This window comes from Pseudochelatococcus lubricantis, from assembly GCF_042432495.1.
In the GTDB taxonomy this organism is placed as follows: Bacteria; Pseudomonadota; Alphaproteobacteria; order Rhizobiales; family Beijerinckiaceae; genus Pseudochelatococcus; species Pseudochelatococcus lubricantis.
On sequence record NZ_JBHLXC010000012.1, the window covers coordinates 122,227 to 144,649 of the forward strand.

Genomic DNA, 22,423 nt, shown 5'->3' on the forward strand with positions numbered 1-22,423 from the left:
CCATCACTCCGCAGCCGCATGCTTGACGAATGGGCCAGGCTCGATGACCTCACGCCGCGGCACGAGGATGGCGTAGATGAACAGAAACACCCCGAGCACGACCGCCGCCCCCGCGCCGAAGCGCATCCAGTAGAAGATCGCGAGCTGGTCCTGCACCTCCATGTAGTTGATGCCCATCACGCGCTGGAGATGGGTCTGCACCGTGCCTGCGAAGGTCAGCACGAAGGTCATGAACAGCATGCCGCCCGACATCAGCCAGAAGCTCGCCATGTTGAGCACCTGGTTGTAAGGATCGCGGTTCTTCAGGATGGGGAAGGCATAGGTGAACATGGCGAGGTTGAGGCACACATAGGCGCCGAAGAAGGAAAGGTGCCCGTGCGCGGCGGTGATCTGCGTGCCGTGCGTGTAGTAGTTCACGCCGTGCAGCGTGTGCAGGAACCCCCACACCCCGGCCCCGAAGAAGGCCAGAACCGCGCAGCCGAGCGACCACAGCAGCGCCGCCTTGTTCGGATGGTCGCGCCGCCCCTTCCAGACCATGACGAAGGCGAAGGCCATCATGGCGAAAAAGGGAACCACCTCGAAGGCGGAGAAGATGGACCCCACCCATTGCCAGTAAGCCGGCATGCCGATCCAATAATAATGGTGGCCGGTGCCGAGAATGCCCGAGAACAGCGCCGTGGCGACGATGACGTACAGCCATTTCTCCACCACCTCACGGTCGACGCCGGTGAGCTTCAGCATCAGATAGCCGAGGATCGACGCCATGATGAGTTCCCACACACCCTCGACCCACAGATGCACCACGAACCACCAGTATTGCTTGTCGAGCGCGAGATTGGGGGGATTGTAGAACGCGAAGAGGAACAGCAGCGCCAGGCCCCAGAGCCCGATCAGGAGGATGTTCGTGATCGCCGTCTTGCGGCCCTTCAGCACCGTGAGCGTGACGTTGTAGAGGAAGATGAGCGCCGCGACGACGATGCCGATCTTCACCCAGGTTGGCTGCTCCAGGAATTCGCGCCCTTGCCTGCCCAGCAGAAAATTGCCTGCAAACAGGTTAAATGCGTAAGTCACCACCGCGCCGAGCGTGCCGACGACCAGGATCGCGAGCTGGATATAGGCGAGCAGCGGTGAATGGATTTCCCGCTCCGCCTCCTCCGGGATGAGGAAATAGGCCGCTCCGAAGAACCCGGTCAGCAGCCAGACGATCAGCGCATTGGTATGCAGCATGCGGCCGACGCTGAAGGGCAGCAGCTCCGACAGGAAATTGGGGTTCACGTAGACATAGCCGATGATCAGCCCCATCGTGACCTGCACGGCGAAGAGCGCCAGCGCCACGGCAAAATAGGCGAGCGCGATTTTCTGTGTCTGGTACTTCATGATCGTCTCCTCAACCGGCGTCGTTCGGCGGCCAGTTCTGGGTGCGGATCTTGTTGGTCCACAGCAGGAAGTCGGCGAGTTCGCGCACCTCCTGATCCGTCAGGTTGAATTGCGGCATCTGGCGGCGCCCCGGCGTGCCCGACGGCTGCGCCTCCATCCAGCCCTTCAACGTCTGGAACGCCAGCTCGGGATCGTCCGCCACGTCCCAGCGCGTCATGATGTTGCCGAGTTCTGGCGCGAAATAGGCGCCCTCCCCGAGGATCGAATGGCAGTTCACGCAGGCGTGCTTCTCCCAAAGATGCTTGCCCGCAGCGACGCTGTCCGTCAGGCTGGCCCGATCCGTCGAGGTGTTGACGATGTAAAGATGGCTCTGCGCGGACAGGCCAATGAAAATGATGATGAAGAACAGTGACCCGCCGTAAAAGATATTGCGGGCCATGCTCTTCGTCAGGACTTCGCGCATGACGAGAGTCTCCCTCAACTGTTCCCGGTTGTTAGAGCGCCTCCCGGCCGGATATTTCATCTGATCGGAATGCGCTCTAACGTGCCAGAAGCGGGGAGGAAGCGTCCTAACCAAAGTCAAGGACAATTGCTTTTACGTATGAAAACCTTGCCTTTAGAGGAGACGCCGCAATGGACGACCGCTGGCCGGTGTGGAAACTGGCAATATTGCTTTACGTATTCGCCGCCGCCGCGGTGGCAATCAACCTGTTCATGCTGAGCCTCATGCTGCAGGCGATCGGTTTCGCCGCTCTGTCGCCGGCGACGGCGCTGGCGCTCGCCGTCCCTCTCGGCGTGCCGGCGGCATGGGCGGCCGGGCGCTGGGTGCGCCATCTGCTGGATGAGGCGCAATAGCCCCGCTTGTTTTCAGGCGTTCACGCCGTGTGCGGTATTGCGGGCGCGCGCCACCCAGGCCGCACCTTCCCGGCCTTCGTGAAAACCGTTCGACAGCGGCGCCGCCGGATAGACGGCGCGCAGGCGCGCGATGCCTTCGTCGGCATCGGTCCGGTCCGCCAGCACATCGTCGTGGATGCGCGCGACAGCGACCATGTCGCAGTGCTGGGGCGACAGCCGGAAGCGCGATACGCCCGCCTCCGCCAGATCGTGCAGCTCGCCCAGCAGCGACTGGCAGGTGTGCGAGACCGTCTGCACACCGTTGAGCGCCAGAAACGGCTGCCCGTCGAGCGTCAGCACCGGCAGCCCGTCGGGGTCGTCGCCGCAGACGAAACGGCAATTGTCCTTGATGTTCCCCTTCGAGCGCGCGTGGGCGCAGCGGGCGGAAATCGCCAGCGGCACGCGGCCGAAGGCGAAGACCTCGAAATCGACGCCCGGCACGTCGGCGACGATCCGGTTCACGGAGGCGGCGGGCAACTCCGGCGGCAGGCAGATGGCGTCCGCGCCCCGCGCAGCCAGCAGGCGCGCGGTTGCGCCGTTATAGACATTCACCATCGGACCCACGACATGCGGCCTGCCGCGCAGCATGCCGAGCGCCGAAAGATCGTTCGCCTCGACCGGATAGGCGCTGCCGTCTATCGTGGCGCGCACGTGCCGGATTTCCCGGTCGATCGTCACCAGCGCCAGCGTGGAAAGGACGACCTGCTTGCCCGCCCCTTCCAGCCGGCCGATGACATCCGCGAGATACGGCTCGAAAAAATGCAGCCGCTTGGAACAGACGGTTTCGCCGATGTAGACATGGCTCACCGGCGCCTCGTCGGCGATGCGAAAGTAGAAGTCGCGCCACGTCTCGCCTTCCCACAGATAAAGCACAGGGCCGAGCGTGAGTGTTGGCTGCCGGGTTTCCACAGTGTTACCTCCAGCGTTTTTCATAGGCGCCGGCGGTGGTGCGGTTGCCCTCGCTGAGCAGGCGCAGCCGGGCGAGTATCTTGCCGCGCTCCTCCGCGGAGGCGTCGAGCGCCCGCCGCAGGGTGGCGACGACTTCCGCCACATAGGCCTTGCCGCGCTGGCGGCCCTCGATCTTCAGCGCGCTCACGCCGGCGTCGCGCAGCCTGTCGATCTGGTCCATGACGTCGAGCGAGACCGGGTCCTCGAAGGCGTAGCCGTCCTTGTCCCCGACATGGAAGCGGCCCTTGCACAGGGTCGGATAGCCGGCCGCCTCGCCGGCCGGAAACCGGTTTATCGTGTAGTCGCCGAGCACCGATACCAGGGCATCGCCTTCGCGCCGGTATTGCACGTGGCTTGCCGGTGAGCAGACGCCGTTCATGTTGGGCGACCGGCCGGTGGCATAGGAGGAAAGCGAACAGCGCCCCTCTGCCATGACGCACAGCCCGCCGAAGACGAAAATCTCGATCTCGCAACGGATCTGGCGTGCGAGGCGGGCGATGTCATCGATGGTCAGCGTGCGCGGCAGCACGACCCGCCGTGCGCCGAAGGCATCGACCAGAAAGTTGACGGCCTCGGCATTGGAGGCCGACGCCTGGACAGAGACGTGGATGCGCTGCTCGGGCCAGGTTTCCGCCACGTGCGCCATCAATCCGAAATCCGCGAGGATCAGCGCATCGGCCCCGGCCTTCACCGCGTCCGCCGCGGCCCGGTACCAGATGTCTTCCTGACCGGCACGCATGAAGGTGTTGAGCGCCACCAGCGTCTTGACGCCGCGCCTGCGGGCGTAGCCGATAGCCTCGGCCAGTTCGTCGCGCGTGAAGTTGAGGCCCGGGAAGTTGCGGGCGTTGGTCTCGTCGCGAAAACCGCAGTAGACGGCGTCCGCACCCGCATCGACCGCTTCACGAAAGGCGGCAGGCGTGCCCGCGGGACAGATCAGTTCCATGACGGATTTCCTTCGGCGAGAACGCGGCTGCGAACGCCGCTGGCGGCCCGGCTGACGAACGGCGCAAGCGGCCCCGCCATCGCGCCGAGATCGCCGGGCAGGTCGATACCGCTGTCGTCGAGTGCGTTGCGCAGCGCCAGCATCGCCTCCATGTCGCCGGTAACGGTCAGATCGCGCGAGAAGAACAGCGCGTCCGCGTCCTGCCGCCCCTCCATCAGCGCCAGCAACATGAAAAGCGGCCCCTCGACGGCAGCGTCCGCCGCGGGAGGCCGCTGCGCGCGACTGACGGACACGGCAGGGATGGCGGGCTCGACGAGGAATGCCAGCGGAAGGTCAGATGGCAGGAACGCATAGCGTTTCTCGCGGTGTTCGCCAAGCCGCTCGAACAGGCCTCCGTGCCGGCGCACGATCTGGGTCAGCATGGCTGCCGCTGCCTGCTGGATCACCGGCAGCGGGACATGTTTCGCGAGCATGGAGAAGAAGGTCGGCAGGCGCATCATGATCGATCTGTCCAGAAGAGGTCAAGGGAACCTACCCCCCGGCCGCGTAGCCGTGTTTGATCCAGCGCAAAGACGGAGACACTTGCGAAGGCCACATCTCACGGACCATGCGCGACCGTACGACGGCGACTCACACCATTGACCTGCAAGGTTTCATCGACGTGCTCGAACGGCGCGGCCGGCTCGCGCGCATCGCACGCCCCGTTTCGCTCGTTCATGAGATCACCGAAATTCACCGCCGGGTCCTGGAAGCCGGCGGGCCGGCGCTGTTGTTTGAAAGGCCCGTGGACGCTTCGGGCACCGTGCATCGCATCCCGCTGCTGACGAACCTGTTCGGCACGCGGGAACGGATCGAATGGGGCTTCGGCGTCGAAAGCGGCGGCCTCGCCGCGCTGGCCGGGATGCTCGCCGACCTGCGCGACCCGCGTCCGCCGCGCTCCGTGGAAGACGCCTGCGGCAAAATGCCGTTGCTGCGTGCGGCCCTCGCCATGCGGCTGCGGCAGGTAGGCGCCGCGCCGGTGCAGCAGGTGGTGCTACGCGGCACGGACATCGACCTGGGCAGCCTGCCGGTGCAATGGTGCTGGCCGGGCGAGCCCGCGCCGCTCGTCACCTGGCCACTCGTAATCACCCGTGCACCGGACGACCCGTCCGATATCAATGTCGGCGTCTACCGCATGCAGGTGCTGGGTCGGGACAGGCTGATCATGCGCTGGCTGGCGCATCGCGGCGGCGCACGCCATCATCGCCTGTGGCAGCGGCGCGGATGCGACATGCCCGTCGTGGTGGCTATCGGCGCCGATCCGGCAACGATCCTCGCCGCCGTCATGCCGCTGCCGGAGAACATCGGCGAACTTGCCTTCGCCGGCCTGCTGCGAAAGGCACGCACGCGCATCGCTCCCGCCGTGACCGTGCCGCTGCCCGTGCCCGCCAACGCGGAAATCGTTCTGGAAGGAACCGTTTCGGCGACCGAAACGGCGGCGGAGGGCCCTTATGGCGACCATACCGGCTACTACAACGCGGTCGAGCGGTTTCCGGTCATGGCGCTGTCGGCGCTCACCATGCGGCGCAAGCCGGTGTATCTCTCCACCTATACCGGCCGCCCGCCCGACGAGCCCTCCCGGCTGGGCGAGGCGATGCTGGAGTTGTTTCTGCCGCTGGTGAAGCGCCAGTTTCCGGAAATCGCCGACCTCTGGATGCCGCCGGAGGCCTGCTCCTACCGCGCCATCGTGGTGTCCATCGACAAGCACTATCCCGGCCAGGCGCGGCGGGTCATGATGGGGCTGTGGTCCATGCTGCCGCAGTTCAGCTACACGAAGCTGATCATCGTGGTCGACCCGGATATCGGCGTCCGCAAGTGGGATGACGTCATCTGGGCGCTGTCCACACGCTTCGATGCCTCGCGGGATGTCATGATCGTCAACGACACGCCCATCGATTACCTCGACTTCGCCTCTCCCCGGCCGGGGATCGGCGGCAAGATGGGGCTGGACGCCACCCGCAAGCTCGCGCCGGAAACGGAACGGGAATGGGGGCGCGTGCTCGCCATGACGCCGGAAGTGTCGCAACGGATTGATGCAATCTGGAGCGAACTCGGACTGGGGGACAGGCCGTGAGTGCGGCGCGCGTTGTCGTGGGCGTGACCGGCGCCTCCGGCGCGCCGATTGCAGTGCGCATCCTCGAACTTCTGGCGCACACACGGCAGGTGGAAACGCACCTCGTGGTTTCACAAGCCGCGCGGCGGACATTGACGCATGAAGCGGGCGACACCGCGCCGGAGAGAGCCGCCCGGCTGGCCGATGTGAACCACGCGCCGGACGACATCGGCGCCGCGATCGCCAGCGGCTCGCTGCCGACAGCGGGCATGATCGTAGCGCCCTGCTCCATGCGCACGCTCGGCGCCATCGCCCACGGCATCGCCGACAATCTCATCGTCAGGGCGGCGGACGTGCATCTGAAGGAGCGGCGCAGGCTCGTTCTCGTGACGCGGGAGACGCCGTTGCATCTCGGGCACCTGCGCAACATGTGCGCCGTCACCGAAATGGGCGCCATCGTCATGCCGCCGGTGCCCGCGTTCTACCACCGGCCGCAAAGCGTGGAAGAACTCGTCGACCAGATCGCCGCCCGCGCCATCGATCAGCTCGGCCTGCCTTTCGGCCCCCTCGCCCGCGCATGGCAGCCGCAATTGACCGCGCAAGCTGCCAAACCGGAAGAACCGCAGGGCGCAGCCGGCTCCGCCTGATCGACGGCCGTTCCCGCCCGCCGATCTGCCTCAGGCGCAGGAACGCTGCGCGCCGCTCAGCGGCCAGCGCTCCCTTTCGGCCTTGCCCAGCGGCTCCTCGATCGGCGGCGTGTGGTTGTCGATCCAGGCGGAAGGCCGCGCGAGGCGCGAAAGCTTGTCGGGATTGCCGAGGCGCACGCGGTTACCGTCGACGACGACGCCGTAAGCATCGAGCTTGGCAAAGGCGCGCGACAGGTTTTCCGGCGTCATGCCGAGCAGCGAGGCCAGTACGCGCTTCTCGTGTGGAATGGTGACATCGATGCCCCCGCCCTGCCGCACCTGCAGCGTGACCAGATAATTGGCCAGCCGCTCCACAGCGCTGCGCAGCTTGAGATTTTTCACCGAGCGCACCAGCCCGCGATAGCACCCGGCCAGCTCCTGCGACACCTCGAAACAGAAGGCGGCATCGCGCTTCATGCCCCGGCGCAAGGCATTGCCGGATATCATCAGGATTTCGGACCGGTCGAGCGTCACCGCGCCCATCAGCGACGTCGCGTCCAGCACCACGGCAGCGAGGATGAAGGTGGAAACGGGCCGCAGCACGGCCAACGTCGTTTCCTTTTCCTTCCAGGTGCCCTGCAACTCGACCTGCCCGTCGAGCAGTACATAGAGGAAATCGACGGGATCGCCTTCGAGGAGCAGTGTCGTCCCCGCCGGAAACCGCTGCAGGAATGCGCCGCCGGTTACTTCGTTGAAGGTATCGTCCTCCGCCCCGGCAAAAAGCGGCAGTGCCCTGATACGGTCAAGATCGGTGGTGCGCATGGCTTTGAATCGGTGCTTCGCGTCTGGCCGGATCGTTCATGCCGGCTTGATCTGCATCAAACCAGATAACTATATCTGCCTTTCTGGAATCTGTCAAAATAGATGCCCCCAATTAGCATCAATAAGGCTGGCAGTTAACAAAAGACGCCCTCGGCAAGATCGCTGTCAAGTCTGGACTGATTCTGGATTCCCGTCACGAACGCGCTTGATTGCGGTCAAGTCTGATCCGGCAAACCCGGGTGATGGTCTCGAAGAAGGACATATTGCGTAGCAGCCGCGCCGCGAACATGTCCACCCAGGAGCCATCATGACCACATCAGACCAGCCGGCTCAAGGTGCCCGTTCCGCCCTGTGGATGAGCACTACGGCTTTTACGGCGTGCTTCGCCGTGTGGACGATTTTTTCCATCATCGGCATCGATATCCAGCGCCAGCTCGGCCTCAGCGAGACAGAGTTCGGCCTGCTGATCGGCACCCCCATCCTGACCGGTTCGTTGATCCGTCTCGTTCTCGGCGTGTGGACAGACCAGTTCGGCGGCCGTGTCATGCAGCTCATCGTGATGCTGTCGGCGGCGGTCGCGACCTTCCTGCTGGCATATGCCCATACTTACTGGCAATTTCTGATCGCGGCGCTCGGCGTCGGCATCGCGGGCGGCTCGTTCACCGTTTCCACCACCTATGTGTCGAAATTCTTCCCCGCGCGCCTGCAGGGCACCGCGCTCGGCATCGTCGGCGCGGGCAATGTGGGTGCGGCCGTCACCAAGTTCCTCGCGCCGATGGTCATGGTCGCCTTCGGCTGGAATACCGTCGCGCAGGTCTGGGCGGCGGTGCTCGCCGTCATCGCCGTCGTCACCTTTCTCATCACCCGCGACGACCCGGATCTGGCCGAACGCCGCCGCACCGGCACGAAGCCGCGCCCCTTCGCCGAACAGTTCGCGCCGCTGAAGAATCTGCAGGTCTGGCGTTTCTCGCTCTATTACTTCTTCGTCTTCGGCGCTTTCGTGGCGCTGTCGCTGTGGCTGCCGCGCTATCTCGTCGCCAACTACCATTTTGACGTGAAGACGGCCGGCATGGTCGCCGCCGCCTATTCGGTGCCGGCCTCGCTGTTTCGCATCTACGGCGGCTATCTCGCCGACAAGGTGGGTGCGCGCAAGATCATGTACTGGACGTTCACCGTCTCCGTCATCACGACCTTCCTGCTGTCCTATCCGCCGACGAGCTACGTGGTGGACGGCATCCACGGCCCGATCAGCTTCCGCGTCGAGACCGGCCCTCTGGCCTTCGTGGTCATCATCTTCGTGCTGGGCTTCTTCATGAGCCTCGGCAAGGCCGCTGTCTACAAGCACATCCCGATCTACTACCCGAAGGATATCGGCGCCGTCGGCGGGCTCGTCGGCATGATCGGCGGCCTCGGCGGCTTCATCCTGCCCATCGTGTTCGGCATGCTGAACGACCTCACCGGCGTCGCGCAGAGCTGCTTCATGCTGCTGTTCCTCATCGCGGCCGTCTCGCTGGTGTGGATGCATGTCGCCATCCGCCAGATGGAGGCCGAGGCCACCGGCGCCGCCACCCGCGACCTGCCAGCCCTGCCGGAGATGCAGCCCGTCCACACGCCCGCGACGGCTGGCGCCCTCAAGGGTGCGGTCATCGAGGACTGGCGGCCGGACGACGCCGCCTTCTGGGAAGAGAAGGGCAAGCGGATCGCCAGCCGCAATCTGTGGATTTCGATCCCGGCGCTGTTCCTGTCCTTTGCTGTGTGGATGGTGTGGTCGGTCGTCGTTTCGCAGCTGCCGCGCATCGGCTTCGACCTCTCCACGAACCAGCTCTTCTGGCTTGCGGCGGTGCCTGGCCTCTCGGGTGCGACGCTACGCATCTTCTACAGCTTCATGGTGCCGATCTTCGGCGGGCGGCTGTGGACGACGCTCTCCACTTGGTCGCTGATCCTGCCGGCGCTCGGCATCGGCTTTGCCGTGCAGAACCCGGAAACGCCCTATTGGATCCTGCTGCTGCTCGCGCTGCTGTGCGGCTTCGGCGGTGGCAACTTCGCCTCGTCGATGGCCAATATCGGCTTCTTCTTCCCGCGCTCGCAGAAGGGCAGCGCGCTCGCGCTCAACGCCGGGCTGGGCAACCTCGGCGTCAGCGCCATGCAGTTTCTGGTGCCGCTCGCCATCAACATCGCCGTGTTCGGCAGCCTCGGCGGCGAGCCGCAGACCGCCGTCAGCAACGGCGTCACCACGGCGCTCTACCTGCAGAATGCAGGCTTCATCTGGGTGCCTTTCATCATAGCATCCGCCTTCGCGTCGTGGTTCGGCATGAACGATCTGGCCGCGGCCAAGGCCTCTTTCGCCGAACAGGCGGTGATCTTCCGGCGCACGCACAACTGGATCATGTGCTGGCTCTACACCGGCACCTTCGGTTCCTTCATCGGCTTTTCCGCTGCCTTCCCGCTGCTGGCGCGCATCCAGTTTCCGGAAGTGAACGCCCTGCAGCTCGCCTTTCTCGGCCCGCTCGTCGGCGCCCTCGCCCGTTCGTTCAGCGGCGGGCTCGCAGACAGGGTCGGCGGCGCGAAGGTGACGCTCGGTGTGTTCGTCGCCATGTCGATTGGCATCGTCGGCGTCATCTGGTTCGCTGGCGCGGGATCGTTCGCCGGCTTCTTCGCCAGCTTCATCCTGCTGTTCATCGCCAGCGGCGTCGGCAACGCCTCCACCTTCCAGATGATCCCGCCGATCATGCGCAAGGAAGTGGCGCGCCTCGAACCGCATCTGTCGCGCGAGGAAGCTTTGCGCGAGGCGGACCGCGAGAGCGCCGCCATCACCGGCTTCACCTCCGCGATCGCCGCCTATGGCGCGTTCTTCATCCCGATGGGCTTCGGCCTGTCGATCTCGACGGCGGGCAACGCCGTACCGGCGCTGGTCGTCTTCCTCGTGTTCTACGTTTCATGCCTCGCCATCACGTGGTTCGTCTACGCACGCCCGGGCGGTCTGCTGCACGACGAGGAGAACCGCAAGAAGCCCGGCGCAACCACGCCCAGTTCCGGCCCGCTGACGGCACACTGACAGGAGCCCACGATGAGCCATACACTCGATCGCCTGCTGTTCTTCACCCGCAAGACGGAGACGTTCGCCAACAGGCACGGGGTGCTGACCGACGACGACCGTTCCTGGGAGGAGGCCTACCGCAACCGCTGGCGGCACGACAAGATCGTGCGCTCTACCCACGGCGTGAACTGCACGGGCTCCTGCTCGTGGAAGATCTATGTCAAGGGCGGCATCGTGACGTGGGAGACGCAGCAGACGGACTACCCGCGCACGCGCCCGGACCTTCCCAACCACGAGCCGCGCGGCTGTTCGCGCGGGGCGAGCTACAGCTGGTATCTCTATTCCGCCAACCGGGTGAAGTACCCGCTGATCCGCTCCCGCCTGCTGAGGCTGTGGCGCGAGGCCCGCGCCACGCTGACGCCGGTCGCCGCATGGGCCTCCATCCAGGAGGACGCCGCGAAGCGCGGGGACTACATCGGCGTGCGCGGCTCCGGCGGCTTCGTGCGCGCGCATTGGGAGGAACTGACCGAGATCATCGGCGCCGCCAACGCCTACACTATCAGGAAGTACGGCCCCGACCGCGTATTCGGCTTCTCGCCCATTCCGGCGATGTCGATGATCTCGTATGCCGCGGGGGCGCGCTACCTGCAACTGATCGGCGGCGTCTGCGGTTCATTCTACGACTGGTACTGCGACCTGCCGCCCGCCTCCCCCCAGACCTGGGGCGAGCAGACGGACGTGGCCGAGAGCGCGGACTGGTACAATTCGAGCTTCCTCATCCTCTGGGGATCGAACGTGCCGCAGACCCGCACGCCGGACGCGCATTTCTACACCGAGGCCCGCTACCGGGGCGCTAAATCGGTCGTCATCTGCCCCGACTATTCGGAAGCGTCGAAATTCGCCGACCTGTGGATGGCGGTGAAGCAGGGCACGGACGCCGCGCTCGGCATGGCCTTCGGCCACGTCATCCTGAAGGAGTTCCACGTCGACCGGCAGGTGCCCTATTTCCGCGACTATCTGCGCCGCTACAGCGATATGCCCATGCTGGTGCGCCTCGTGCCGAAGGACGGCGGCTACGTGCCGGACCGGCTCGTGCGCGCTTCCGATTTCTCGGATACGCTCGGCGAAACGAACAACCCGGACTGGAAGACCGTCGCCGTCGACGAGGCGACGGGCCGCATCGTCGTGCCGAACGGTTCCATCGGCTTCCGCTGGGGCGAGAGCGGCAAATGGAACCTTGAGGAAAAGGCCGGCGGCGAGCCCGTCTCGCTGCGCCTGGGGCTCAAGGGCATCCACGACGACGTGGCGGGTGTGCGCTTTCCCTATTTCGGCGGCAAAACCAGCAACGGCTTCGCCGCCACCGCGCACCCGGACGTGCTCACCCGCAACGTGCCGGTGAAGCGCCTTGCGCTGCAGGACGGCGAGACGCTGGTGGCAAGCGCCTGGGACCTGCTGCTCGCCAACTACGGTGTAGACCAGGGCTTCGGCGGCGATCACATGCCCGCCACCTATGACGACGCAGAGCCCTATTCGCCCGCCTGGGCGGAGGCTGTCACCTCCGTGCCGCGCGCGCAGATCGTCGCCACGGCGCGCGGCTTCGCCACCAACGCCGAAAAGACGAACGGCAAGTCGATGATCATCATCGGCGCGGCGGTCAACCACTGGTACCATATGGATATGACCTACCGCGCGGCCATCAACATGCTGGTGATGTGCGGCTGCGTCGGCCAGTCGGGCGGCGGCTGGTCGCATTATGTGGGGCAGGAGAAGCTGCGCCCGCAGACCGGCTGGGCTCCCCTCGCCTTTGCCCTGGACTGGGCCCGCCCGCCCCGCCAGCAGAACTCGACCTCGTTCTTCTACGCCCACACGGACCAATGGCGCTACGAGACGGTCGCGACGGACGAAATCCTGTCGCCAACCGCGCCCGAGGGCGACTGGGCCGGCTCGTTCATCGACTACAACGCCAAATCCGAACGTCTCGGCTGGCTGCCCTCCGCGCCGGCGCTGAAAGCCAACCCGCTCGACATCGCGAAGGCCGCCGCCGCCGAGGGCGTCCCGGCGGGCGAGTATGTCGCGCGCGAACTCAAGGCCGGGCGGCTGGAAATGTCCTGCATGGATCCGGACGATCCGCACAACTGGCCGCGCAACATGTTCGTGTGGCGCTCGAACCTGCTCGGCTCCTCCGGCAAGGGCCATGAATACTTCCTCAAGCACCTGCTCGGCGCATCCCACGGCGTGCAGGGCAAAGATCTCGGCGAAGCCGGCCGCGAGAAGCCGCGCGACGTGAAGTGGCATGACGAAGCGCCGCAAGGCAAGCTGGACCTGCTGGTCACACTCGACTTCCGCATGTCGACCACCGCCGTCTATTCCGACATCGTGCTGCCCACCGCGACCTGGTACGAGAAGAACGACCTCAACACCTCCGACATGCATCCCTTCATCCATCCGCTCGGCGCGGCGGTGGACCCGGCATGGGAGTCGAAATCGGACTGGGAGATCTTCAAGGCCATCGCCAAGGCGTTCTCGGCGGTCGCGCCCGAAGTGCTGGGCAGGGAGCAGGATGTGGTGCTCACCCCCATCCAGCACGACAGCCCCGGCGAGCTCGCGCAAGCCTTCGACGTGCGCGACTGGTACAGGGGCGAGTGCGAGCCCGTCCCCGGCAAGACGATGCCGGCGGTCGCCGTGGTGGAGCGCGACTACCCCAATGTCCATGCGCGCTTCACCTCCGTCGGCCCGCTGATGGCCAAGGTCGGCAATGGCGGCAAGGGCATCGCGTGGCAGACCGGCCACGAGGTGGACCTGCTGAAAGCGCTCAACGGCGAGGTGCCGGAGGAGGGGCCGACGAAGGGCCTCGCCAAGATCGATACCGACATCGACGCCTGCGAGGTGGTGCTGATGCTGGCGCCCGAGACCAACGGCGAGGTGGCCGTTAAGGCGTGGCAGGCCCTCGGCAAGCTCACGGGGCGCGACCACACGCATCTCGCGGAGCCGAAGGAGGACGAGAAGATCCGCTTTCGCGACATCGTCGCCCAACCGCGTAAAATCATCACCTCGCCGACGTGGTCGGGCATCGAGAGCGAGCACGTCTGCTACACGGCGGGCTACACCAACGTGCATGAACTGATCCCGTGGCGCACCATCAGCGGCCGCCAGCAGCTTTATCAGGATCATCCCTGGATGCGCGCCTTCGGCGAGGCGCTCGTCGTCTACCGGCCGCCGGTCGACCTGAAGACGACGCACGTCAAGGGCCTGAAGCCCAACGGCGAGACGGAGATCGTACTCAACTTCATCACGCCGCACCAGAAATGGGGCATCCACTCCACCTACACCGACAACCTGTTGATGCTCACCCTGAATCGCGGCGGGCCGGTGGTGTGGATTGCGGAGACCGACGCCGGCAAGGCAGGCATCCGCGACAACGACTGGGTGGAGGTGTTCAACGCCAACGGCGCGATCACCGCGCGCGCGGTGGTGTCGCAGCGCATCCGGGAGGGAACGATGTTCATGTACCACGCGCAGGAGAAGATCATCAACACGCCTGGCTCCGAGATCACCGGCCAGCGCGGCGGCATCCATAACTCCGTCACCCGCACCATCCTGAAGCCGACACACATGATCGGCGGCTACGCCCAGCTCGCCTACGGCTTCAACTATTACGGCACCGTCGGCTCGAACCGCGACGAATTCGTCGTCCTTCGCAAGATGAAAAAGGTGGACTGGCTGGAAGAGCCGCTCGCCGCATCTTCAAACACCGGGAAGGAGCTTGCCTGATGAAAGTGCGCGCGCAAATTGCCATGGTCCTCAATCTGGACAAGTGCATCGGCTGTCACACCTGTTCCGTTACCTGCAAGAACGTGTGGACCAACCGCGACGGCGTCGAGTACGCCTGGTTCAACAACGTAGAGACCAAGCCCGGTATCGGCTATCCCAAGGACTGGGAGAACCAGAAGCGCTGGAACGGCGGCTGGCGGCGGCGCAAGAACGGCCGCATAGAGCCGCGCATGGGCGCGAAATGGCGGATTCTCTCCAAGATATTCGCCAACCCCGATCTGCCCGAGATCGACGACTATTACGAGCCGTTCGATTTCGACTACGCCCATCTGCAGACGGCGCCGGAACTGAAGGCGTTCCCCACCGCGCGCCCGCGCTCGAAGATCACCGGCGAGCGCATGGAAAAGATCGAGTGGGGGCCGAACTGGGAGGAAATCCTCGGCGGCGAGTTCGAACACCGGGCGAAGGACTACAACTTCGAGGGCGTCGAAACCGAGATCTACGGCGCCTACGAAAACACTTTCATGATGTACCTGCCGCGCCTGTGCGAGCACTGCCTCAACCCCGCCTGCGTCGCCGCCTGCCCGTCGGGCGCGATCTACAAGCGGGAGGAGGACGGTATCGTCCTCATCGATCAGGACAAATGCAGGGGCTGGCGCATGTGCGTTTCCGCCTGTCCCTACAAGAAGATCTACTACAACTGGGATTCCGGCAAATCGGAGAAGTGCGTCCTGTGCTATCCCCGCCTTGAGGTGGGCCAGCCCACCGTCTGTTCGGAAACCTGCGTCGGGCGCATCCGCTATCTCGGCGTGGTGCTCTACGATGCGGACCGCATCGAGGAAGCCGCCTCGACCGAGAACGAGCAGGATCTCTACGAGGCGCAGCTCGGCATCTTCCTCGATCCCGCCGATCCGGCGGTGATCGCGCAGGCGCGGGCGGACGGCGTGCCGGAGGCATGGCTGGAGGCCGCGCGCCACAGCCCCGTCTACAAGATGGCGATCGACTGGAAGATCGCCTTCCCGCTGCATCCCGAGTACCGCACGCTGCCGATGGTGTGGTACGTGCCGCCGCTCTCACCCATCCAGTCGGCGGCGGCCGCCGGCGTGCTGGAGATGGACGGCGACATGCCGGACGTGAAGAGCCTGCGCATTCCCCTGCGTTACCTCGCCAACATGCTGACCGCCGGCAAGGAGGCGCCCGTCGAACTCGCCCTGCGGCGCATGCTCGCCATGCGCGCCTTCATGCGCGCGAAGACCGTCGACGGCGTCATCGACCATCCGGCGGCGGAGCGGGTGGGCCTGACAGCGCCGCAGATCGAGGAAATGTACCGCTATCTCGCCATCGCCAACTATGAGGACCGCTTCGTCATCCCCACCGCGCATCGCGAAACCGGCGAGGATGCCTTCGACCTGCGCGGCGACTGCGGCTTCACCTTCGGCAATGGCTGCGGCAGCGGCAATTCCGACGTGGGGCTGTTCGGCAAGCCCAGACACACGCACGGGCATACGCCCGCCAACACGCCTGCGGAGGCCTGAACATGGCGAAGCCCCTGCCCTCTCCCGTCACCTACCGGGCGCTCGCCGCCTTCCTGTGCTATCCTGACGCAGACGTCCAGGCCGCCGCGCCGGCGGCGATGGCCGTCATCCGTGCGGAAAGCGGCCTGCCCGCGCATCTTGTCTCGGCGCTCGAAAAGCTTGCCGGCGAACTTGCCGCCGGCGATCTCCTCACCCTTCAGGAGCGCTACGTCAGGCTGTTCGACCGCACCCGCTCGCTGTCGCTGAACCTCTATGAGCACGTGCATGGCGAAAGCCGCGAGCGCGGGCAGGCGATGGCGGCGCTCCTCGCCCTCTACCGCTCACGCGGGCTCGAACTCTCGTCGCGGGAGCTGCCGGACCACCTGCCGGTGTTCCTCGACTTTCTCGCCACCCAGCCCGCGAACGAGGCCGCCTCGCTGCTGGCCGAGGCCGCCCATGTGCTGGAAGCGCTGGCCGAGCGGCTGAAGAAGCGCGCGAGCAACTACCGCGCCGTGTTCGGCGCGCTCGTGCAGCTCGCCGGCGAGCGCGCCGACCGCGAGGCGCTGCGCGCGCTGCTCGCCGAGCCCGACGAGGACCCCGACGACCTCGAACGGATCGACAAGGCCTGGATGGACGAGCCGGTGAACTTCGGTCCCGGCGAGGCCGGCTGTCCCAAGGCCGAAAGCTTCATTCGCCAGATGAACAAGGGAGTGTGAGACCATGGCCACGGAACCCGTCACCGCCGGCGACATCGGCTGGATCACGCAAGCCGTGTTCGGCTACTATCCTTATGTCGCGCTGACGTCGCTCGCGCTCGGCTCGATCATCCGTTTCGACCGCGAGCAGTACACCTGGCGCTCCGGCTCGTCCCAGCTCCTGCGACGCAAGCAGCTGTTCTGGGGATCGACGCTGTTTCATCTCGGCGTTCTCGTCATTTTCCTCGGCCATTTCGTCGGCCTGCTGACACCCATCGCGGTGTTCGACTTCATCGGCATCACCCATGGCCAGAAGCAGGTGCTGGCCATCGTCGCCGGCGGCGTCGCGGGCATTTTCTGCATGGCCGGCGCACTGATGCTGCTGCACCGGCGGCTCTACGATCCGCGCATCCGCCAGACGTCGTCCTTCTCCGACATCGCCATCCTGATCATGCTGACCCTGCAATTGGCGCTGGGGCTGCTGACAATTCCCGTGTCGCTGCAGCATCTCGACGGCGGCGAGATGGTGAAGTTCATGCAATGGGCTCAGGGCATCTTCAGCTTCCGTCCGGGCGCCGCCGCCTACGTCGCCGATGCGCACTGGATCTTCAAGGCGCATCTCTTCCTCGGTCTCACGATTCTGCTGGTGTTCCCCTACACCCGCCTCGTGCACATGCTTTCCGCGCCCGTCTGGTATCTCAACCGGCGCGGCTGGCAGCTCGTGCGCACCCGGCGGGATATCGGGGCGAAAAGACAGCCGGAGCCCGCGAAATGACCATGCCCGCCATCGTCGTGGACGGCGTCGAGATTCCCGAGGCGCTGATCGCCGAAGAAGCGCAGCACCATCCCGCGTCTTCCGCGAAGGCAGCGCGGGAGGCTGCCGGCAGGGCGCTCGCTGCCCGCACCCTGCTGCTGGCGCGGGCGCGGGAACTCGCCCTCGTGCCGGCACCGGAACGGGATGACGCGGGCCGCGAGGAAACCGCAGAGGAAGCGCTCATCCGCGAGGTGCTCAGCCGCGAGGTGGAGGCGAAGCTCGCCGATCGCGCCGCACGCCTGCGTTACTACGAGGCCAACCAGGACCGCTTCCGCGCTCCGGATCTCTACGACGCCGCGCACATCCTGTTCACGCCGGACAGGAACGCGGATGACGCCGGTGCCGCCCTGCACGAGGCCCACGTGCGCGCCGAGGAGGTGCTGCGCCGCCTCGCCGACGCGCCGCAGGCCTTCGCCGACATTGCCCGCGACGTTTCCGACTGCCCCAGCGGCAAGGCGGGCGGGCATCTGGGGCAAATGCAGACCGGCGACCTCGATCCTGCCGTGGAAGCGGCGCTCGCCGCGCTCGAACCGGGTGAAACGTCCCCGGCCCCGGTGCGCTCGCGCTACGGTTGGCATATCCTGCGGCTCGACCGGCGCATCGAGGGCGCGGTGCTGCCCTTCGCCCATGTGGAGGAAGCGATCCGTCTGCATCTCGACAGCCGCGCGTGGGTGCAGGCCGCCGGCCGCTACGTGCGCCGGCTCGCAGACGATGCGCGCGGCAGCGGCGTCGTCGTGTCGCTCACCGCCGAGGGCGCCGTCGGCAGGCCGACGCTCACGCTCGGGCAGGTGCTCGGCGCGGACGCCGCCACGCTGGCGGGGTTGGAGGCCTGGCTTGCCACCGCCGATCCTGATCTGCTCGCGCGCGTGCGTGCCGTGGCGGAAGCGGATGGCGGCGATGTCGCCGGTTTCGTGCAGCGTGAGGCGCGCGCCTTCGTCACGGAGGCGGACGACGAGGCGTGGACGTCACTGATCTCCGCCGCGCAGAACGGCCCGGACCCGGTGCTTGCCGCACTGCGCTTCATGCTGCGCAGCAAGCTGGTGCCGCCGAGACGCACCCGCACGCTGATCCGCACCGTATGACCGGCATGACCGGCGCCGCATCCGCACCGGCAGGCGGCCTGTGTGTCGTCGTCCTCGCCGGCGGCGAGGGGCGGCGCATCGGCGGCGGCAAGCCGCAGCGCCGGCTCACCGGGCAGACGCTTCTCGCCCGCGCCCTCGCGCTCGCCGGGTCCTGGTCGGCTCATGTCGCGATCGCCGTTCGCCATCCCGGACAGGCACCAGAGCGCCTTTCGATCAAATGGCATCAGGTGAGCGATCAGAACTCGCCCGGCCTGAGTAATCGCAGCGCGTCTTCCGATCCTGCGAAATCGGAAGATGCCCGGGGCGCTGCCGATGTCGTGATCGACGATCCGGCTATCGACGGCCCGCTGTCCGGCCTGCTCGCCAGCCTGCGCCACGGGCGGCGACTGGGTTGCAACGCGGTGTTGACGATCCCGTGCGACATGCCGTTCCTGCCGCCGGACCTCGCCGGGCGGCTATCCGCCGCGCTGGCCGGCACCGCCGGACCGGCGGTCGCCGTGGCATCGAGCGCCGGACGGCTCCATCCCGTCTGTGCCCTGTGGACGCCGGACGCGGAGGCTGTCCTGCTGCGGGAGGCGGACGCGGGCAGGCTGTCGCTGACCAACCTCACCGAAAGGCTCGACCGGCGGATCGTGGATTGGCCGGTGACGGCCATCGATCCGTTCTTCAACATCAACACACCGGAAGACCTCGATCTCGCCGCAGCCCTGCTCACAGAACCTGCACGGCGATCGACTTGAACAGCGCCAGTACCGGCTTTCCGGCCTCGATCTCCAGTTGAGCGACCGAGTCCGGCGTCAGTTGCGAGAGCAACAGGTTGTCGCCCACCGCGATCTCCACCAGCGCGAGCCTGCCGCCCGGCGCCTCGCGGACGGCGCGCACCGTGCCGGGAATGACGTTGTTGGCGCTGATGCGCGCGGGCCGCTCCAGCGCCAGCACCACGTCGCTCGCCGGAATCCGGATACGCAGCCTGCTGCCGGAAGGAAGCCCTATCCTCGGCACAAGGAAGCGCGCGCCTTCCGAAGACGCGCCCGCCGCGCAGCCGGTGGCCCGCAGGACGGTCAGCGCCCGCGCGTCGTCGTGGGCGGCGATCTCGGCCGGAATGATGGCGCCGGCGTCGTTGCCGAGGGCCAGCGGCAGGTCGGCGCGCGCGGCGATCTCACCCACCGGCCCGCAGCCGATCACCCGCCCCGCTTCCATCAACACCAGCGTATCCGCGAGCCGCGCGACTTCTTCCATCGCATGGGAAACGTAGAGCACGGGCGTTCGCAGACTGTCGCGCAGGCGGGCGAGGTAGGGCAGGATTTCCGCCTTCCGCGCCGCGTCCAGCGCCGCCAGCGGCTCGTCCATGACGAGCAGGCGCGGCTGCGACAGCAAGGCGCGGCCGATCGCCACCCGCTGCCGCTCGCCGCCGGAGAGCGTCGCAGGGTAGCGTTTCAGCAGATGGCCGATGCCGAGCAGTTCCACGGTCTCGTCAGGATCGATCGGCCCGGGCGGCGCCCGCCGCAGGCCGTAACGCAGGTTGTCCCGGACCGACAGGTGCGGGAATAACCGCCCCTCCTGAAAGACGACGCCAATCCGCCGCCGTTCCGGCGGCAGGTCCGACAGTACGATGCCGTCCAGCACGACCCGGACCTCGTCGGCCCGCAGCAGGCCGGAAACCGCCGACAGCACCGTCGACTTGCCGCAGCCCGACGGGCCGAACAGCGCCGTCACGCCGGGAGCGGGCGCGGAAAAGGAGACATCGGCGGAAAAATCCGGAAAACGATGCCGGAGAAAGACGTCCAGACTCATGATTTCAGGCGCTTCCCGGACCACCGGCTGAACCACTCGCCGGCAAGCAACCCAGCAACCGCGAGCACAATCGAGATCAGCGCGAGCCGCGCCGCGGCCGCTTCGCCACCCGGTGTCTGCAAGGCCGCGAAGATGGCGAGCGGCAGGGTCTGCGTCTGCCCCGGCACGTTGGAGGCGAAGGTGATGACCGCGCCGAACTCGCCGAGGCTCGCCGCATAGCCCATGATCGCCCCGCTGATCACGCCGGGCGTCATCAGCGGCAGCGTCACCGTGAAAAAGCGGTCGACGGCGCCCGCGCCCAACGTGCCCGCGGCCTCCTCAAGACCGGCATCCACCGCTTCGAGCGAGAGGCGGATGGCGCGCACCATCAGCGGAAAGGTCATCACCGCGCAGGCCAGCGCCGCGCCCGCGGCGGTGAAGACGAGGCGGATACCGAACCATTCATGCAGGAACTGCCCGACGTGGCCGCGAATGCCGAACACGACGAGCAGCATCCAACCCACCACCACGGGCGGCAATACCAGCGGCAAGTGCACGATGATGTTGAGGATTGTGCGTCCCGGCATGCTCCGCCAGCGCAGCAGCAGCGATGTGACGATCGCGGCGGGCAGGCCTATGGCGACGGCATTCGCCGCCACGGCAAGGCTCAGCCGCACCGCCTGCCACTCCTCATGGGTGAGTGCGAACATATCGTCCGGACCGCCCTCAGGGCTTCGTGAAGCCGAGACGGCCGTAGACTTCCTGCGCCTCCGGCCCGGTGAGGAAGCCGAGCAGCCTGCGCGTTTCCGGGCCATCCGCCTTCGTGACGACGGCGAAGGGATAGGTCACCGGCTCATGCGATTCCTTCGGGAAAACGCCGACGATGCGCACGCCCTTCGAAACGGCGGCGTCCGTCTCATAGACGATGCCGAGCGGCGCCTCGCCGCGCTCCACCAGCAGCAGCGCGGAGCGCACGTTGTCCGCCCGCGCCAGACGCGGCGAGATCGCCTCCCACTGGCCGTGCCAGGTGAGCGCCAGCTGCGCGTATCGCCCCGCCGGCACGTGTTGCGGATCGCCCGTCGCCAGACGGTTGCCCTCGCCCAGCAGCGCGGCGAGATCGGTGGTCTTCGTCAGTTCGACGTTGAGCGTGCTGTCTTTCGGCGCGACCAGCACCAGCCGGTTGCCGATGGGCGACACGCGCGTTTCCGCCACGATCAGGTTGCGCTCCTGCGCCCAGTCCATCCACCGCTCATCCGCGGAAATGAAGATGCTCGCGTCGGCGCCCTGCTCGATCTGACGCACCAGCGTGGAGGACGCGGCGAAGCTGAACCCGAACGGCGCATTGCCCTTGCCGACCCACAGATCGTTCACCTGGCGGATAGCATCCGTCAGGCTCGCCGCCGCGAAAACGGTCTGCTGTGACTGGGCGAACGCCAACCCCGGCAGCAGCGCCGACATGAGAAACAAGGCGACAGCAATAAACCGCGATACCATTTCATGCTTCTCCTTCAGAGAAAAACGTAAAATACGCTGCATATACGTATATGAACACGATAGCGAAATAATAATAACTAACTTACTCACCTCTGTTGAAAAAGATATATTACCTCAAGAATATATCTCCAGAACTGAGACATCGCTATGGATCAGAAGCATTTTACAGACAGGGCAAGGGCGCTATAAGCGGTTTCCGGTTACGCTTTACTTTTATCAAGCGGGCGGGCGAAGAATTCATTATGGGGATCAGGGATCCGTCGCTGCCCGCGGATGCCGATGCATGTATGGTGGCGCGAAGGCTGCGGCCGGATCAGGAGAGACAATCATGAAAATCAGCGCGCGCAACGTTCTCGAAGGCAAGATCGTCGACATCGTCAAGGGCGCGACCACCGCGCATGTCCGCATCGACGTGGGCGGCAATGTCATCACCTCCTCCATCACCAACGAAGCCGTCGACGACTTGCAACTGGAAGTCGGCCAGACCGCATACGCGATCATCAAGGCCTCCGACGTGATCGTCGGAACGGATTGAGCTGCG

The 22,423-nt window shown here is 66.0% G+C and carries 20 protein-coding genes; 11 read left to right on the forward strand and 9 right to left on the reverse strand.

Going from position 1 to position 22,423, the window contains the following annotated elements; all coding sequences use genetic code 11:
• Window positions 1-3: 3 nt before the first annotated feature.
• Both ACFFJ7_RS16130 and ACFFJ7_RS16135 read right to left on the reverse strand, forming a co-directional pair.
• The gene (locus ACFFJ7_RS16130; RefSeq protein ID WP_377593663.1) at window positions 4-1,377 is read right to left on the reverse strand and encodes a cbb3-type cytochrome c oxidase subunit I; all 1,374 of its coding nucleotides are present in this window, start codon (window positions 1,375-1,377) and stop codon (window positions 4-6) included.
• Between the two features lie 10 nt (window positions 1,378-1,387).
• Window positions 1,388-1,840 (reverse strand): c-type cytochrome, encoded by a 453-nt coding sequence (locus tag ACFFJ7_RS16135; protein WP_166955481.1) that lies wholly within the window; start codon window positions 1,838-1,840, stop codon window positions 1,388-1,390.
• Between the two features lie 170 nt (window positions 1,841-2,010).
• Between ACFFJ7_RS16135 and ACFFJ7_RS16140 the strand changes: the two genes are divergently transcribed.
• Window positions 2,011-2,232, forward strand: a complete 222-nt coding sequence (locus tag ACFFJ7_RS16140) for a hypothetical protein (RefSeq protein WP_377593666.1) — start codon at window positions 2,011-2,013, stop codon at window positions 2,230-2,232.
• Between the two features lie 12 nt (window positions 2,233-2,244).
• On the opposite strand, the gene ubiV is transcribed toward ACFFJ7_RS16140, so the two are convergent.
• From ubiV to ubiT, 3 genes are read right to left on the reverse strand one after another with little or no spacing between them, the layout of a single operon-like run.
• On the reverse strand, window positions 2,245-3,180 hold the full coding sequence (gene ubiV / locus ACFFJ7_RS16145) for a ubiquinone anaerobic biosynthesis protein UbiV (RefSeq protein WP_343042620.1): 936 nt from the start codon (window positions 3,178-3,180) through the stop codon (window positions 2,245-2,247).
• A gap of 4 nt (window positions 3,181-3,184) precedes the next feature.
• The gene (gene ubiU / locus ACFFJ7_RS16150; RefSeq protein ID WP_377593669.1) at window positions 3,185-4,162 is read right to left on the reverse strand and encodes a ubiquinone anaerobic biosynthesis protein UbiU; all 978 of its coding nucleotides are present in this window, start codon (window positions 4,160-4,162) and stop codon (window positions 3,185-3,187) included.
• Window positions 4,153-4,662, reverse strand: coding sequence for a ubiquinone anaerobic biosynthesis accessory factor UbiT (gene ubiT, locus ACFFJ7_RS16155; RefSeq protein ID WP_166955489.1), 510 nt, complete (start codon window positions 4,660-4,662; stop codon window positions 4,153-4,155). The genes ubiU and ubiT overlap by 10 nt, the downstream gene beginning before the upstream one ends.
• A 107-nt stretch (window positions 4,663-4,769) precedes the next feature.
• Here ubiT and ACFFJ7_RS16160 point away from each other — a divergent pair, with 107 nt between their 5' ends.
• Together ACFFJ7_RS16160 and ACFFJ7_RS16165 are read left to right on the forward strand one after the other, a co-directional pair.
• A complete protein-coding gene (locus tag ACFFJ7_RS16160) occupies window positions 4,770-6,275 on the forward strand; it encodes a UbiD family decarboxylase (protein ID WP_377593671.1) in 1,506 nt (501 codons plus the stop codon).
• Window positions 6,272-6,901: a UbiX family flavin prenyltransferase gene (locus tag ACFFJ7_RS16165; protein ID WP_166955493.1), complete on the forward strand. Its 630-nt coding sequence runs from the start codon at window positions 6,272-6,274 to the stop codon at window positions 6,899-6,901. Before ACFFJ7_RS16160 ends, ACFFJ7_RS16165 begins: the two co-directional genes overlap by 4 nt.
• Window positions 6,902-6,931: 30 nt before the next feature.
• Here ACFFJ7_RS16165 and ftrB read toward each other — a convergent pair whose 3' ends face one another.
• Window positions 6,932-7,702 carry a transcriptional activator FtrB gene (gene ftrB, locus ACFFJ7_RS16170; protein ID WP_377593673.1) on the reverse strand — a complete coding sequence of 257 codons (771 nt, stop codon included), beginning with the start codon at window positions 7,700-7,702 and terminating at the stop codon, window positions 6,932-6,934.
• Window positions 7,703-8,006: 304 nt separating this feature from the next.
• Here ftrB and ACFFJ7_RS16175 point away from each other — a divergent pair, with 304 nt between their 5' ends.
• Genes ACFFJ7_RS16175 through ACFFJ7_RS16205 form a run of 7 tightly spaced genes read left to right on the forward strand, consistent with a single transcriptional unit; the run spans window position 8,007 to window position 19,355 of the window.
• Entirely contained in the window at window positions 8,007-10,757 is a 2,751-nt protein-coding gene (locus tag ACFFJ7_RS16175; RefSeq protein ID WP_377594059.1) for a nitrate/nitrite transporter, read from the forward strand.
• 12 nt (window positions 10,758-10,769) lie between these two features.
• Window positions 10,770-14,510 (forward strand): nitrate reductase subunit alpha, encoded by a 3,741-nt coding sequence (locus ACFFJ7_RS16180; RefSeq protein ID WP_377593675.1) that lies wholly within the window; start codon window positions 10,770-10,772, stop codon window positions 14,508-14,510.
• Window positions 14,510-16,045: a nitrate reductase subunit beta gene (narH, locus tag ACFFJ7_RS16185; RefSeq protein WP_377593677.1), complete on the forward strand. Its 1,536-nt coding sequence runs from the start codon at window positions 14,510-14,512 to the stop codon at window positions 16,043-16,045. The genes ACFFJ7_RS16180 and narH overlap by 1 nt, the downstream gene beginning before the upstream one ends.
• Window positions 16,046-16,047: 2 nt before the next feature.
• Entirely contained in the window at window positions 16,048-16,740 is a 693-nt protein-coding gene (gene narJ, locus ACFFJ7_RS16190) for a nitrate reductase molybdenum cofactor assembly chaperone (RefSeq protein WP_377593680.1), read from the forward strand.
• Between the two features lie 4 nt (window positions 16,741-16,744).
• Window positions 16,745-17,494: a respiratory nitrate reductase subunit gamma gene (gene narI / locus ACFFJ7_RS16195; RefSeq protein ID WP_166955505.1), complete on the forward strand. Its 750-nt coding sequence runs from the start codon at window positions 16,745-16,747 to the stop codon at window positions 17,492-17,494.
• Entirely contained in the window at window positions 17,491-18,615 is a 1,125-nt protein-coding gene (locus ACFFJ7_RS16200; RefSeq protein ID WP_377593684.1) for a peptidylprolyl isomerase, read from the forward strand. The genes narI and ACFFJ7_RS16200 overlap by 4 nt, the downstream gene beginning before the upstream one ends.
• Complete coding sequence (locus ACFFJ7_RS16205) at window positions 18,612-19,355, forward strand: molybdenum cofactor guanylyltransferase (protein ID WP_377593686.1); 744 nt, start codon at window positions 18,612-18,614, stop codon at window positions 19,353-19,355. Before ACFFJ7_RS16200 ends, ACFFJ7_RS16205 begins: the two co-directional genes overlap by 4 nt.
• Here ACFFJ7_RS16205 and modC read toward each other — a convergent pair.
• From modC to modA, 3 genes are read right to left on the reverse strand one after another with little or no spacing between them, the layout of a single operon-like run.
• A complete protein-coding gene (modC, locus tag ACFFJ7_RS16210; protein WP_377593688.1) occupies window positions 19,327-20,409 on the reverse strand; it encodes a molybdenum ABC transporter ATP-binding protein in 1,083 nt (360 codons plus the stop codon). The two genes, ACFFJ7_RS16205 and modC, sit on opposite strands and share 29 nt — an antisense overlap.
• Window positions 20,406-21,098 (reverse strand): molybdate ABC transporter permease subunit, encoded by a 693-nt coding sequence (gene modB, locus ACFFJ7_RS16215; protein ID WP_166955513.1) that lies wholly within the window; start codon window positions 21,096-21,098, stop codon window positions 20,406-20,408. The genes modC and modB overlap by 4 nt, the downstream gene beginning before the upstream one ends.
• 16 nt (window positions 21,099-21,114) lie before the next feature.
• A complete protein-coding gene (gene modA, locus ACFFJ7_RS16220) occupies window positions 21,115-21,882 on the reverse strand; it encodes a molybdate ABC transporter substrate-binding protein (protein WP_377593692.1) in 768 nt (255 codons plus the stop codon).
• Window positions 21,883-22,210: 328 nt separating this feature from the next.
• On the opposite strand from modA, the gene ACFFJ7_RS16225 reads away from it, so the two are divergent.
• Window positions 22,211-22,417: a TOBE domain-containing protein gene (locus ACFFJ7_RS16225; protein WP_166955517.1), complete on the forward strand. Its 207-nt coding sequence runs from the start codon at window positions 22,211-22,213 to the stop codon at window positions 22,415-22,417.
• Window positions 22,418-22,423: the final 6 nt, after the last annotated feature.

Bases quoted from the DNA above. Each gene is read 5' to 3' on its own strand.
- ACFFJ7_RS16140 (WP_377593666.1), top strand. From the start codon at position 2,011: ATGGACGACCGCTGGCCGGTGTGGAAACTGGCAATATTGCTTTACGTA.
- modA (WP_377593692.1), bottom strand. From the start codon at position 21,882: ATGGTATCGCGGTTTATTGCTGTCGCCTTGTTTCTCATGTCGGCGCTG.
- narH (WP_377593677.1), top strand. From the start codon at position 14,510: ATGAAAGTGCGCGCGCAAATTGCCATGGTCCTCAATCTGGACAAGTGC.
- ACFFJ7_RS16225 (WP_166955517.1), top strand. From the start codon at position 22,211: ATGAAAATCAGCGCGCGCAACGTTCTCGAAGGCAAGATCGTCGACATC.
- ftrB (WP_377593673.1), bottom strand. From the start codon at position 7,702: ATGCGCACCACCGATCTTGACCGTATCAGGGCACTGCCGCTTTTTGCC.
- ACFFJ7_RS16200 (WP_377593684.1), top strand. From the start codon at position 17,491: ATGACCATGCCCGCCATCGTCGTGGACGGCGTCGAGATTCCCGAGGCG.
- ubiU (WP_377593669.1), bottom strand. From the start codon at position 4,162: ATGGAACTGATCTGTCCCGCGGGCACGCCTGCCGCCTTTCGTGAAGCG.
- ACFFJ7_RS16160 (WP_377593671.1), top strand. From the start codon at position 4,770: ATGCGCGACCGTACGACGGCGACTCACACCATTGACCTGCAAGGTTTC.
- ACFFJ7_RS16205 (WP_377593686.1), top strand. From the start codon at position 18,612: ATGACCGGCATGACCGGCGCCGCATCCGCACCGGCAGGCGGCCTGTGT.
- modB (WP_166955513.1), bottom strand. From the start codon at position 21,098: ATGTTCGCACTCACCCATGAGGAGTGGCAGGCGGTGCGGCTGAGCCTT.
- ubiT (WP_166955489.1), bottom strand. From the start codon at position 4,662: ATGATGCGCCTGCCGACCTTCTTCTCCATGCTCGCGAAACATGTCCCG.
- modC (WP_377593688.1), bottom strand. From the start codon at position 20,409: ATGAGTCTGGACGTCTTTCTCCGGCATCGTTTTCCGGATTTTTCCGCC.
- ACFFJ7_RS16180 (WP_377593675.1), top strand. From the start codon at position 10,770: ATGAGCCATACACTCGATCGCCTGCTGTTCTTCACCCGCAAGACGGAG.
- narI (WP_166955505.1), top strand. From the start codon at position 16,745: ATGGCCACGGAACCCGTCACCGCCGGCGACATCGGCTGGATCACGCAA.
- narJ (WP_377593680.1), top strand. From the start codon at position 16,048: ATGGCGAAGCCCCTGCCCTCTCCCGTCACCTACCGGGCGCTCGCCGCC.
- ACFFJ7_RS16130 (WP_377593663.1), bottom strand. From the start codon at position 1,377: ATGAAGTACCAGACACAGAAAATCGCGCTCGCCTATTTTGCCGTGGCG.
- ACFFJ7_RS16135 (WP_166955481.1), bottom strand. From the start codon at position 1,840: ATGCGCGAAGTCCTGACGAAGAGCATGGCCCGCAATATCTTTTACGGC.